The following is a 13,402-nucleotide window of genomic DNA, read 5'->3' on the forward strand; positions in this document are numbered from 1 at the left end:
GGCTTCACCACTCGATGAAAGTTGAGAGCACGCCCATGGACTGGCTGCATTCATGTAAGGAAATTCTCAGGGAAGCCGATGGGCAGACCCTTCCGCCGAAGTTCAAACTCCCGGTGCTTCCGACCGCGATCACTGAATTCGCCAAACGCTCCAACGATCCAGAAGTCTCCGCCGGCGACCTGGCCAGGATCCTCGAATCGGACTCCGGACTGACCGCGGATATCCTGCAGCTCGTTAATTCCAGCACAAACGGACTGCGATGCACGGTCTCGTCGGTCAAGCAGGCCATCAGTCTGCTTGGCTTCAAGAAGGTCCAGTCATTCGTCCTGACCGTCGGAGCCAAGCGGGCAATGTCCCGTTGCGATTCGAGGCTCATCAACCTCTCGCATTTCTGGTCAACAAACCTCGAGCGCGCCCTGTTTGCCCGGGAGATCGCCGGTTTGTTGCGAGTTGATCCCGAGATTGCATTCGCTGGAGCGATGTTGCAGGACTTCCTGCTGCCCGCGCTCACGTCGGCTCTGTTGAATGGCTACGGCGTCTTCGTGGACGAGCGATCCAGTCATCCGCGAATGCTCATCGACTTCGAACAGCAGCGGTTCGGCTGGCATCACGCCAAGGCAGCCGCTCACGTTGCCTGGCTATGGAATTTTCCCGGCGAGATCGTTTGCGGGATTTATCACCATCACCAGGGGGCCGCCATTCTGCTCGATCCCGAGTTCGGTCAGACGACCGTGGCAGCCGTGGCGCTTTCGTCGCTGCTTCCCGACGCTTTGAATCAGACGCCAGATGGTCTCGACTCGCTGTTGACCCTTCAGGAGCACTGGCCGCAATTTGATCTTCAGCTGATCGCCGAGCGGATCGCGGCTGGCTTCTATGAGATGGGAGGGAACCAGAATTATCACATCACGCTGCATAAGCGATTGACCAAACGGCACACACGGGCCAAAGCGGTCTGTTAAGCCCCGCTCTCAAAAATTGAACAAGTACCTGCGGAACGAACACATGGCGACGACTGAAATTTCTTGGACTGCAATCGTTCAGGAAGAGCTGGCCGACCTGGCATTTGCGGAGCTTCCCGCCACCATGAAGCTGCCGGCGCTTCCGGTCGCTGTTACCGAATTCATGCAGAAATCGAAACAGCCGGACACGTCACTGAAAGAACTGGCCGCCATCGTCGAGTCCGATTCGGGACTGACGCTCGAACTGCTGCGCCATGTCAACTCGTCGGCTCTCGGGCTCCGCCATCGGGCCAGTTCCGTTCAACAGGCTCTCGCATTACTCGGGCAACGGCAGAGCACCATCTTTATGGTCACCACCGGAATGCAGGCCGCAGTTCGCGCCCGCCAATCCAAGCTGATTCATCAGGGCTGCTTCTGGAACGCCTGCATGCAGAAGGCGCTGTTCTCCAAGGAAGTCGCCAGGCTGCTCGGAGCCGATGAAGACATGGCATTCGCCGGAGGCCTGTTGCAGGACTTCCTGCTCCCGGTTATCACCAACGACCATTTCGACGATTACGTGCGCTACGTCGAAACGCGAAACACACAACCGCAGTTATTAACGGACTACGAACGCCGTCAGTTCGGCTGGGATCATGCTCTCGCTGGAGCTTGTCTTGCCAACCGCTGGCATCTGCCGGAAGAGCTCGTCTGCGGCGTCCTGATGCATCATCGCGGTCTGCACATGCTCGTCGATCAGCGTCTCCGGAGAACATCGGTCACCGCCGTGGCGATTGCCTCACTGCTTCCCGATCAGCTGCGGCAGAACTTCACCGGCCTGGAACAGCTCGTGCTCTTGCAGCAGAAATGGCCGGCGTTCGATCTCGATGCAATCGTCAATCGTGTCGACGAACTGCACCGCAAGTCGGGGCTGCCGATCAAGAACGACTTCCCGCTCGCCCGCCGCTGCCGCTCCGCTATCGAACGCCAGCAGGAAATCTGCGACGGCATCCTGAAAATGTCGGTCGCTTCGGCTTGACGCCTACAGTGCCCGGGAGGCGTATCCCAGCCGACATGACTTGGCGCGAACAATCCCGAGGGTGGCCCGTCCGTCTGACGGGCGGGTCGCGCAGCGACAAGAGGCCGCGCCATTCATGCTGCAGCCAAAATGGCGTTCGATGGCCCCGCCGACTCTGATCACACCCGTTCAACGTAAACTCGCAATGGAGCGCGAGAGTCGGTCGTCTTAATGTCTTCACCGGCGGTGAACTCTTCCAACTCCGAGAGTTCGATCCGTCCACGACGATTTTCAACGAACGTCTGCGCGATCTCTGAAAGAGTAACGCTAGTGTCGATCGGGCATCGGAACGACAGTGACATGATATCTGTCTTCGATGACCAACTCAGTCTCAACTGTCCGGCGAGTTCGTCGAACCATGCGTAGAACAGGAGGGGAGAATCGTCTCGCCGTTTGCAGTCCCGCACGGCTTCGAGAAACTCAAATACGTCAGCCGAGGATGTGTCGAAATCGCCAGGAAGCGAAATCCCCCAGGTATTCGCACGTGCCTCGCGAATCTCATCACCCGAGATGTTCAAGGTATCGGACGAGATTTCTTGAAGCAGGTCGGACCAGAATGGATTCATGGAACGTCCCCGTTGAACAAAGCATGCCCACGCGAGCGTGGGCATGGCACCCGTCACCCCACAGTTCGGGTTAGAGCCAGAGCTGGATGCGGATGAAGTCCAGAGCGTCGCCGAACAGGACGTAGCCGAGCGTCATGCGACCGCAGTCGATTTTGGCTTTCACTTCCGCGCCGATTCGCAGCTCGGGCAGTTCTTCTTCATTGATCGAGGCGACGACCTGGACCACATTGCCCGCTTCCTGATTCACGGCTGTTCGGGTTGAGATCTTCTGGAGATGACCTTCGTAGGTTGTTTCCGGATCGGTCGCGAGCACGTACTCGACGTCGAGTTTCGGATCACGCTCCTGCTGGGCACGGAGCATGTGGCCCATTCGCTTGTCCTTCACTTCCAGTTCCAGGTGCCAGGCTCCCTTGGGATCCATGACTTCCATCAGCACATCGCCGCGACGAACCGGACGATTCCGCAGGAGTTGATCGACCTGGAACGTGGCGATGACGCCATCGATGGGCGAGAACACCTTCAGCTTGGAAATCCGATCCTGAAGAATCTCCAGCTCTTTCTTCAGGCTGTTGACTTCGATCTGCGTCTCGGCAATCTGCCCCTGCAGTCGGACCGCTTCATCTTCGCGACCCGCCCGGGCCACTTCTTCCAGTTCCGCCTGCTGGGCTCGAACCAGGAATGACTTCTCGCTGATCTCGCCCTGCACGCGGAGAAACTCCGACTGCAACTGCGGATTCGTTAATTGAACGAGCAGTTCGCCTTTCTTGACCGGTTCACCGCCACGGACGAGAACTTCCTGAACCTCGGCGTCGAGCTGAGCAAATACATCCCGTTGAACGACCGGCATGAGCCGCCCGTCGCCGGTGGCGCGGTAGGGATATTTGATCAACATGAGAGCGAGCACCACGGCCAGCACGAGCCCGCTGATGACGAGCGTTTTGGCGAGTGTCTTTCCGCGCAGCGCCCGGAAGCCTCGCCCGATTGTACGCCAGACCGGGAGCAGAAAGATCTTCTCGTGTTCGTCAGCGTTGTGAATCGCGGTCGCGATATGATCGGACATCAGCTCGGCGGCCGCCTGTCGATCGGGATCCCACTGGTTCGAAGTGAGCAGTTCGACCACCATGGCTCCGATGAGCAGGTCGGGCTTCTTCTTGTCCTGCGGCCGGTCTTCGGCCTTGTGCTCCCGGTCTTTGTGGACCAGCGGATAGATCGCGAGCATGCGGGCGTTGGATTCTTCGAGATAATCGGCCAGCTGCTTCTCGACCTGCGGGGCGAGCTCTTTCAGCTCGCCGGTGTGGATAAACGGCTTGCCGGTCGCGTACACGGTCCGCGTCAGCCGGTTCAGCTTCTGCATCAGGTTCGAACGGCGGTTGACTTTGTCCTGACCGCTTACGGCCATCATGCGGGTCTTGTGACCCCATTTCATGGCGATCGCGACACGGTCGGCGGCGAGCAACTGACGGGAATCATTCGCAGCGGTGGAGGCGACCTGATGCGTATCGAGCCCGTTATGCAGATCGAGCAGGAACCGGTCCATCGACTCCCAGAAGTCTTTGGTGTTCACGGTGACCGGGGAGGTCATCTTGCCCGAGACGTGCAGCGAAGCGAGTCCCGCCAGATGCTCCGAGAACTGCAGCAGACCTTTCTGGGCATCTTCGCTGACCTTTTCCGGGAAGAACAGCTGCATCACAGCGACGCATTTCTTGTTCTCGAAAATCGGCGAGCAGACAAACAGGTGCGGCGTCGGTCGCAGATCCGATTTCGTCCCGCTCGCTCCGATGGCAACCGACTGCGAGTTGTTCACGACCTCGGCCAGCAGCTTCATGTTCTTCTGAGCGATCTGCTGGTCGTTCATTGCCCCGGTCGCCGCGAGATTCTCCTCGGCGATGACGTTCAGTCCGTTCTGTTGAACACCCCAGATCGCGGCGGCAGGCGCCCGACAACCCTGCGAGACGCTTTGCAGAAACTGCCGGAAGAACTCTTCCCGGGGCAAATCCTGTCGAGCCAGTTTCTCGACGTTCTGCACACACGCGGCGATCCGTTCACTGGCAGTTGGTTCGTTCATCAGTCGCTTTTACTCGATTGAAGCTGGTTGTACTGGCGATAAGTCCCGCGGGGCTGGTCGAACAAAACGACTCTGGTACGTCGGTGAGCGGTAGCTCCAACTCAACCCTGGTGCCATTGGCTCTGTCAGTGCACGACGACTCGCGGCTCAGTGAGCGCGCAGGATCGGCCTGCGAAGACTCACGTATCTTATGTTTAGCATCGGCCGTCAAGTTCGGTCGCCTCTGTTCACTCCCGATTCGCCGCAAGGAATCACGAATTTCACGAGCAAACCTGACAGTTCTGGCGGTTGATCGGCCTGTTCAACATGACTCAATCTCTCAATTCGCGTCGGCCTGCCCCTGCGTTCCAAACTCGCGCAAGAGTCCGTCGAGATAAGTTTTTAGTTCCGGATCGAGATCCTCGTAGCCCGCATTGCTCAGCGTCTGCCCCATCGTCTGCCGCATCCGATTATGCATCAGATAACGTCCGGCGTCTGTCGTCATGTGGATCGCATCGCGGTACAGCTCGTCGATCGACGCAAACGGAGCCTTCCCCGCTGCGATATCGGCCTGAACCTTTCGGACCAGGTTCATCGCCCAGGTGCAGCGAAACTCCCGCTCGGGAAACTCGTTCCGCAGCCGCTCGAGCAATGCGTTGAAGTAGGCGTCGGTATGCGTGAACTCGGGATTCTTCGCGTCAATCCCCGCTACGATCTCGGCATGACGCGGCCAGCCGGTGTGCAGGATCACAACCGACTTCGGCTGCATTTCGAGCCACATCGAGATCACGGCCAGGTCTTCTTCCAGCGTTGAACCATAGTGGATCTGGAACGAGATCAGACCGTACTGAGCCGACCGCAACGCACGCGGCCAGATGCGGGAGGTAGAGACACACGGCTCGGAGGGATTGTTCCGAATGTACTGCAGATTCTTCCCACAGTCGACATGCCATTCAACGCCCTCATCGAGTCGCGAGGGAACCGTATCCCACGTCAACGAGTTCCCGATCAGGTAGATCCGCTGCTGCGCCTCGAGAACAGTGTTGTTCCGCACGGTGATATTCTTCTCCGGCGTGTTGTTGTAACGCACGGGCGGAGTTTCCGGGGTGGCCAGTTCCCAGCTGTTGTTCTCGGCCAGGTTCTCACCCGCCTGATGGAACCGCAACGGCGAGCGATCGATACGGCGGATCGTGTTCTGACGAATCGTGAATCCGCTCGAGCCCTGGTCGAGGAACATCCCGTTCGACTCGGCTCGACCCGCGTTCAACGGAATATCGGTGATAATGTTCTTCTCGATCACGCTGTCTGGCTGAAAGCCGAGCGTGTAAATGCCACCGCCATCGCTGAGGGTCTGCATCACGTACTGAATGCGATTGCCGGAAATCAGATTCTTCCCGGCCGGACTCGGCGAGGGATTCCAGATCCAACCCAGCGAGATTCCGGTGTAAGGGCAGTCGTGAATATTGTTGTTCGTGATCTTGAGTTCGTTGTTCAACGGAGCCCAGATGCCGACCGCTCCCGGCAGCACCTGGCCACAAAGACTGATCTCGCATTGATCGATCGTATTCCGACTCGGCACCTGATCGGGAGCCGACTGATACCACGCGCGGCCGTCGACCCGGCGAGAATTATCTTCTCCCATATTAATCCCGTTGCCGCCCACGCCGGTGACAACGCAACGCTGCACGACACAATCGCTGACCCGGTTACTCAACCAGAGTGCAGTCGTCCCCATGTTCTCGAACCGGCAGCCCAGGAAACGACAGCGCTTCGCATTCTCCAGCGTTACCCCGGCCGGCAACATTGGGCGGTGACTGGTGGTGCGTTTGCCGCTGGCGTCGCGCGGTTCGTGCATCGACGCCTGAGCGCCCGCCAGTCCCCCGACGGGCATCGGAAACGCGGTTTCAGTGAACGTGATTCCGGAAACAACCAGGCCGCGAACGGGCGTGTCGCCATTGCCGGAGGCCGCAAGAATTGTCGTCAATCGAGGAAGCACGACAGCCGGAGCGTTCTCTTCATCCCCACTCAACAGCACGATCTCTCGGGCGTCGCTGTCGACGTACCATTCGCCGGCGATGTCCGCGAACTCGGCATGTCCTTCAAGATAGTAACGCGGCTGCTTCTCGAAATGATCGATCGCGTAATGCGGAGCGGAGCAGCCAATCGGGCCGACGGTTTTCAGCACTCGCGAGGAACCCTCAAAGCTCGCCACCGGCAGACGGCTGCTCGACCAGTCGTGCATCAGAATGAGGTCGTAACCCGATCCGGGCAAACCGTCGGACGAAACATCACTCGTGTTGACCGTGAATCCGCTCCGACGATCTTCGAGGGCTTTCTCGACCCGAAGGTACCCTTCGTTGGGATAACGGGCAGGGCTGCGAAGTGCCTGGTCGATGACGATCACCCGCGGCTGCACCTCGCTCTGCCAGTTTTCCGGCAAGGCATAACGCCAGCGACCCTGATCGTCTTTGCCTGAGGATTTCAACGAGATTCCCCCGGAGAAGACCGCCTCTCGGGCCTCTTTCGCCTTGAGTGTCAAACCGTCGGCGACGAGTTCGGAATCGAGCTGCAGGGGGTCCGTAAATTCGTAGCGACCGGAGGGCAATACGACGTCAACCGGAGTGGAGAACCCCTGCTTGCGGGCTTCGCGAAGGTCATCGAGCGTTTGCCGCAGTGCAGCGACGTTTGGCTGCTGGACCTGAAATTCAGTCGGCTGTTCCTTCTGCGCGAACGCGGCCGTGGAACAGAGGAGAATGCAGCAGAATATCAGTTGTCGCATGGTGTCGATCCTTCCGGTTGAAACAAAAACGTCAGGAGTCTCCAGCCGGAAACTCCTGACGTAATCTTCGCAGATTCAGAAATGTGATGCTACTTCTCGTGAGCAGGAATCACTTCGTCGTTCTCGTCGATCTCCTCGGCTTGCGTACCGGCCAGGTGGACCGTCTTGTAGCCGCCGATCGCCTTGAAGTAGAAGAACAGACAGAGGTAAATCACCGCCATCGTGGCAGGGATAAACGAGTCGGCAACGAGCGTCTTCCGGTCCCCGGTGATGCCTGCCTCCGCGACCGCTTCCAGCAATTCTTTGTCGCTCTCGCTCCGTTCCTCGGGCGGGATCTTGGCGTAGTCTTTTACCTTGTCACCGTCGATGCCGTATGTCTGAAGCGTGAGGAACTTGCTGGGCTCTTCAGCCTTGAGCTTCTCGTAGATCTCAGGATGGCTTTCCTGAAGCGCTTCAGCTGCGTAATGATCTTTCGAATAGCCAAGCCCAGCCGATCCAATGAGTCCGGCTGACATCATACCAATTCCACCCATGACGCTGATCGCGATCGCTCCAGTCCGGGGGAACCGGTCGCTGACGACAGCCAGCATCGTCGGCCAGAAGAAGGTCTTACCCACGGCGTAAACGCCCAACGCGAGCAAAGCACCCTCGAACGATTGAATTCCACTGGCCAGATTCAAACCGACACATCCGAGAATCGAGCAGACCAGCAGAATTCCAATTGGAGAAAGCCCAATCTTCCGTTCAATGAAGTCGGCACAGAACCGCAGCAGGAACATAATCATCGAGGTGTAGACGAAGAGGATCTTTCCTTCTCCCGATGTCAGAATATTTCCGATGATATTCTGAATCCAACCGTCAGTTCCCAGTTCCACGGCACCGACCAATGCATGTGTCACGAATAAGACGAACAGCAGCCAGGAACCGATCGAAAACCGCGTAATAACCGCGACAGCGATGAGCAGGATTCCACCGATTCCGTAGCCGAGATTCCGGGCAACATCGTCGCTGAGGTTGAACGATCCGAATACACCTGCGAAGAACAGCGACAGCAGGAAGCAGGCAACTGCGCCACCCAGGATGCCGACATCGCGGAACATTTCACCGAAGCTGAGGCCTTTCTCGGATGCTTCCGATCGGGGAAAAGACTGCCCCAGGAACATCAGGCCGTATACGACGGTCGGAATCAGGAAGAGGGCGAGCTGATACTTCCAGGAGATGTTGTACATATCATCCAGTACCCAGCCGAGGGCACTTCCGAGCACAAGACCTGCCGGCCAACTCGCATGGAGAATATTAAGAAAGTGAGTCCGTTTGGTCGGGAATAGCGTCGCGACCAGCGGGTTTGCAACCGCTTCAAGGGTTCCATTCGCGACTGCGAACAGGAAGGTGCCCCAGTAGAGGTAGGCAAACACCGTGGCCTTATCCATGCCAGTACCAGGCATCAATGCTACGAGTGCAGACGCGATATGGAACACGAAAGCCGCGATGACCAGCTTACCGTAACCAATCTTGTCGACAACGACTCCGCCAATGAAGATCCCGAAGCAGAAGCCTGTGAGTCCTGCTCCTCCGATCGCTCCGAGTTCTGTGAAGCTGAAGCCGAACTCGTCTCGCCAGTTGTTCAGAATCCCTCCGCGAATCGCGAAGCCGACCCCGGCTGCCAGAATAGCCGTGAAACCGGCCCACAGCAGGCGATACGCGTTGGGCGCGATCACCTGGGTTTCGTTGGTGTTCATACGCAATCTCTCCAAATACTCGACGCCTCTACGAGGCGATCACGGAAAAAACTGAAGGTGTCAAAGCGAAGTGAAACGTGGCGAATGGGCCTCGTGTCCTCTGCACCGAACGGGCGAACTGCAGAATCTGCTCCGACTTTTTGAGATCGGAACATGTTTATCGAAGCATGCTACTTGTGCGGCAGAGCATTTTCAACGCAAGGCCCTGAGAGCAAACGGCTTCGGCCAGAAGCCCGCTGACGGGCTTTCATTCCCCGTCCGCGATCTGTAAAAGGGGAAGTCAATACGTCAAACGACTGAATTGCAGCTCTAATCCTCTCAGGATGTCCTCATGCGTCACGATGGCCGCACGCCCGATCAGCTCCGTCCGCTCGAAATTCGCCGCGGCTTCACCGGTTCCAGCCCCGGCTCGGTTTACATCAAGGCCGGCCGCACCACGCTGCTCTGTACCGCCAGCGTCGATCTGGATGTGCCCCCCTGGAAGAAGCGGGAAGAGAATCCGACCGGCTGGGTCACCGCCGAGTACAACATGCTTCCCGGAAGCACGAGTCCCCGCAAGAACCGCGAACGAAACAAGGTCGACGGACGATCGACCGAGATTCAGCGGCTCATCGGCCGCAGTCTTCGCTCCGTTGTCGATTTCCAGGCTCTGGGGCCGCGGACAATCACGATCGACTGCGATGTCCTCGAAGCCGATGGCGGCACCCGCACACTCGGCATCACCGGGGGATTCATCGCGCTTGTTGATGCCGTGAACTGGCTCTGTGAGCAGGAGCCCACCTGTCAGGCGAACAAGATTCTCGTCGACAGCGTCGCCGCCGTGAGTGTCGGCATTTACAAGGGCGATGTGCTGCTCGATCTCAACTACGTTGAAGACAGTGCAGCCGAGGTCGATTTGAATGTGGTGATGACCGGATCCGGCGAATATGTCGAGATTCAGGGAACAGCCGAGCAGCGGACCTTCTCCCACAATCAGTTGCTCAAGCAACTCGAAATCGCCGGAAAAGGCATTGTAGATTTGACACGGCATCAGCGGGAAAATCTGGGGAAAAACTGGCCTCTGGACGAGAATCAGTCAAGCTGATACAACCCGCGGCCGACGACGCCGGGATCTCTGGCGTTTGTTCCCATCCCGGACCGTTCGGTCTGAAATCACCTTGTCACGACTGAAACTTCGGAAGCGTGCCACTGGCGTTGCCAGGGCCCTGGACCCGTCAGACACGTTTTGTGTGCCCCGACGAGCCAGGCGACTCCCAAGACAGCAGCTGTGCCAGGATGCCCTCGGTTTTCTCGCCCACTTCACGCCATCGCCAGAACGGAGTCTGTCATGCGTGCCGCGATCTTCCTGCTCACATTCTCGTTGAGTTTCGGTCTGACCAGTCCGTCGCTCACCTCGGCTGCGATCGAAGCAGTCAAAGGGAAAGAATACACCCTGACCACGAAGCATGGTCCATGGATGGTTATGGTCGCCGTCTTCAGCGAGCCTCCCGCCGAGCTGAAAGGCGATGGAATCGGTCCTGAAGAAGCCGCTTCGGAACTCGTCTACGAACTTCGCCAGAAAGGCATCCCGGCTTACACGTATCGCCGCGATCAGAAGTTCGAGTCGATCGAAACGACCAACCGTCTGAACCAGAATGAAACCCGTCAGTACAAACTCGACAGCGAGATCTGCGTGCTGGCTGGAAACTACAGCAGCGTCGAAGGAGAAGACTCCCTCGGCAAGCGGACGCTCGACTGGCTGAAGCACTACAAACCGAAGTGCCTGGAGCAGGGCGGAATCTACAAGCCAACGCCCGGTCAGCCCGGCCCGCTCAGCGGGGCGTTCCTGACCGTCAATCCGATGCTCGATCCGGCGGAAGTCAAACGCCGTCAGCGCGATCCGCAGATCATTCGTTACAACTCCCACTGCGAGTTTTCCCTGCTCGACAACCCCGGGAAATACACCGTGGTCGTGGCTTCGTTCTACGGCAACTCCACGACGCAGGTCGGCGACGAAGCTCCGGATGAGAACAAACTTGGCGGTGGTGGTCTCGATCTTGCCGGCGACCAGGCCTGGCAGGTGATGCGAGCCCTGCGGGAACGCGGCATGGAAGCCTACGTGTTTCATGACCGTCGCAAATCGATCGTGACCGTGGGGGCCTTCAACAATCCCGACGATCCCGGCGTGCAGACAATCTTCAAGAACTTCTCCGCCACCTGGAAGTACGATCCGGCCACCGGTCAGAATCAGATTCTCGCTCAGTCGCTGCCGCTTCCGAGTCAGAACGGCCAGTGGCTCTGCACCTTCGATCCCAAGCCGCAGATGATGGAAGTTCCGTATAAGAACACCCACTGATTTCCGCTGATCCAGACAGAAAGGCCGGGGTCCTCAGGATTCCGGCCTTTTCTGCGTTCATTGCAGAACGAACACCATGCAGAGCCTCCACTCCGGTGAGTCAACCCCACGGAAGTGGATCCAAAAAAGAAGCCGGGGGCCCATTCGGACGTCCCGGCTTCTTTTAGAGCAGATCGATCTACCGTATGTCCGCGAATGAGCGTTGAATCGCCTGAAACGCTGCATCTTTCGCGGACCGAACGGTTACATCAAAAAGTAAACTGCTCTAATGACTCAAAGCGACCTTCGACTATGGCGTCGACGTGCCAGCGGCTGGCATCGGCGTGGTTGTCAGCGTTGGAGCGGGAGTGGTCGTGGTGACCGGCGGTGGGACATCCGTGTGCGGCTCGTCCTCGTTTGCGTGTTCAATCCCGTCGTGATCGTGATCATGGTCGGCGTTGTCGCCACGCGGTTCGACATGGCTCGCGAACGGCGTGTCTTTGATCACGACTTTCAGATCGCCGTGAATCGTCTCGTAAGAGACATCTTTTGGCAGCGGACCTTCGATGTGGAACTGAGATGCGGTTCCCTCGGCTTCGCCTTCCTGCGGCACGGGCTTGAGAACGACTTCACCCTGGGTCACGGTCAGCGAGGTGCCATCGGCTTTGGCGGCGACCGGATTCTCGGCGTGAGCATCGTAGATGTAGAGGGCCAGCTTGGGATCGCTGTCGCTGATCACGATCTCAGCACTGTATTCGTGAGCGCCCAGTTCGAGCAGGATGCCATCGTGAGGGGCGGTGTGCATATGCTCGTGATCTTCAACCGGCGACATGTCAGCGTCGGTCACTTCACGATATTCGCCCGGCTTGCTGCAGGCACTACAGCTCACGGCGATCAGGCCGCTAAACAACAGTTTGGTCCAGAATTCCAGTTGCATCTCTCTCGTCTCCTTGGTGGTAATACGTCAACGGCAGACTGCCTGCTGACTCAGATCATACCGGGTCCAGATTCGGAAACAATGCACTCTCCAGCCGGCGGGAGCGATTCCGATCTCCGCCGCGATTCTGCTTCTTCCACCCGGAAGATGATCCGATACAATAGTTGGGCGGAGTGAGTCGGGCGGTCGCTGGCAGTTTCGATTGCTGGAGGAAAGTCCGGGCTCCACAGAAGGCGGTGGTGGGTAACGCCCACCGTTCGCGAGAACAGGGAAAGTGCAACAGAAAGCAAACCGCCGATGACCCTCCCCGGAGGGCACAGGTAAGGGTGAAACGGTGCGGTAAGAGCGCACCAGCGGGGTGGGTGACCATTCCGGCTTGGTAAACCCCACCGGGAGCAAGATCAAGCAGAGAGGAGCCGGTCCGCCGGCACGGTTTTCTTCGGACCGTTCGACTCTCGGGTCGATCGCGTCGAGGTGACTGGCAACAGTCATCCCAGAGAAATGACCGTCCTCGACAAAACCCGGCTTACAGACTCACTCCGTTTTCTTTTCTTCAGATTCCGTCTCGGCTTCAATCGAATCGCGGATGCGAGTCAGCTCATTCAGAGCCTCTTCCGAAATGCCGTCGGAGATCGACTCGAGCTCTTCACGAAACTTGAACGTCGTTGAACTGCTGAACTCCGGCTTCTCCGGAGTCGCGGCAGGAGCGGGTTTGACCGGCTTTGCTTCCGAAACCGGCATCGCATTCGACGGCGGGACAAATCGCCCGGGTTCAATGGATCCTCCTACGGGGGGCGGACTCTTGCGACGGAAACGATGCTCAGTGAGCAGCGGCGCGGAAATCGGACTGGCCAGATGGGCTGACTCCGCCAGGCTTGGCGACTGCTCCTCCGCGTGAGCCGCAACTTCTGGAGGCATCGGCAACGAACGGGCAATCACCAGCCCGGAACCCAGCCCGAACAAAATGCCGCCGATCCAGAACGAAATCGAATCTCCTTGCCACATGCCAC

General features: G+C 58.3%; 10 protein-coding genes and 1 other RNA gene. 5 read left to right on the forward strand and 6 right to left on the reverse strand.

Annotated elements, in window-relative coordinates:
* Positions 1–35: 35 nt before the first annotated feature.
* Positions 36–959: an HDOD domain-containing protein gene (locus L1A08_RS15260; protein WP_238757306.1), complete on the forward strand. Its 924-nt coding sequence runs from the start codon at positions 36–38 to the stop codon at positions 957–959.
* A gap of 43 nt (positions 960–1,002) precedes the next feature.
* On the forward strand, positions 1,003–1,974 hold the full coding sequence (locus tag L1A08_RS15265; RefSeq protein ID WP_238757307.1) for an HDOD domain-containing protein: 972 nt from the start codon (positions 1,003–1,005) through the stop codon (positions 1,972–1,974).
* Between the two features lie 158 nt (positions 1,975–2,132).
* On the opposite strand, the gene L1A08_RS15270 is transcribed toward L1A08_RS15265, so the two are convergent.
* The 4 genes from L1A08_RS15270 to L1A08_RS15285 all read right to left on the reverse strand — a co-directional run bounded on the left by L1A08_RS15270 (position 2,133) and on the right by L1A08_RS15285 (position 9,141).
* Positions 2,133–2,579, reverse strand: coding sequence for a hypothetical protein (locus L1A08_RS15270; protein ID WP_238757308.1), 447 nt, complete (start codon positions 2,577–2,579; stop codon positions 2,133–2,135).
* A 70-nt stretch (positions 2,580–2,649) separates the two neighbouring features.
* Positions 2,650–4,644, reverse strand: a complete 1,995-nt coding sequence (locus L1A08_RS15275) for a GAF domain-containing protein (RefSeq protein WP_238757309.1) — start codon at positions 4,642–4,644, stop codon at positions 2,650–2,652.
* A gap of 319 nt (positions 4,645–4,963) precedes the next feature.
* The gene (locus L1A08_RS15280) at positions 4,964–7,402 is read right to left on the reverse strand and encodes a right-handed parallel beta-helix repeat-containing protein (protein WP_238757310.1); all 2,439 of its coding nucleotides are present in this window, start codon (positions 7,400–7,402) and stop codon (positions 4,964–4,966) included.
* Between the two features lie 89 nt (positions 7,403–7,491).
* Positions 7,492–9,141, reverse strand: coding sequence for an MFS transporter (locus L1A08_RS15285; protein WP_238757311.1), 1,650 nt, complete (start codon positions 9,139–9,141; stop codon positions 7,492–7,494).
* 331 nt (positions 9,142–9,472) lie between these two features.
* On the opposite strand from L1A08_RS15285, the gene rph reads away from it, so the two are divergent.
* The gene (rph, locus tag L1A08_RS15290) at positions 9,473–10,225 is read left to right on the forward strand and encodes a ribonuclease PH (RefSeq protein WP_238757312.1); all 753 of its coding nucleotides are present in this window, start codon (positions 9,473–9,475) and stop codon (positions 10,223–10,225) included.
* A 243-nt stretch (positions 10,226–10,468) separates the two neighbouring features.
* Positions 10,469–11,476, forward strand: a complete 1,008-nt coding sequence (locus L1A08_RS15295; protein WP_238757313.1) for a hypothetical protein — start codon at positions 10,469–10,471, stop codon at positions 11,474–11,476.
* 289 nt (positions 11,477–11,765) lie between these two features.
* Here the strand turns inward: L1A08_RS15295 and L1A08_RS15300 are convergent, their stop codons facing one another.
* Positions 11,766–12,392, reverse strand: coding sequence for a hypothetical protein (locus tag L1A08_RS15300; RefSeq protein WP_238757314.1), 627 nt, complete (start codon positions 12,390–12,392; stop codon positions 11,766–11,768).
* 170 nt (positions 12,393–12,562) lie between these two features.
* Here L1A08_RS15300 and rnpB point away from each other — a divergent pair.
* Positions 12,563–12,937: RNase P RNA component class A (rnpB, locus tag L1A08_RS15305), an RNA gene on the forward strand.
* Here the strand turns inward: rnpB and L1A08_RS15310 are convergent.
* Complete coding sequence (locus L1A08_RS15310; RefSeq protein ID WP_238757315.1) at positions 12,927–13,397, reverse strand: hypothetical protein; 471 nt, start codon at positions 13,395–13,397, stop codon at positions 12,927–12,929. The two genes, rnpB and L1A08_RS15310, sit on opposite strands and share 11 nt — an antisense overlap.
* Positions 13,398–13,402: the final 5 nt, after the last annotated feature.

The organism is Rubinisphaera margarita (genome assembly GCF_022267515.1).
GTDB lineage: Bacteria > Planctomycetota > Planctomycetia > Planctomycetales > Planctomycetaceae > Rubinisphaera > Rubinisphaera margarita.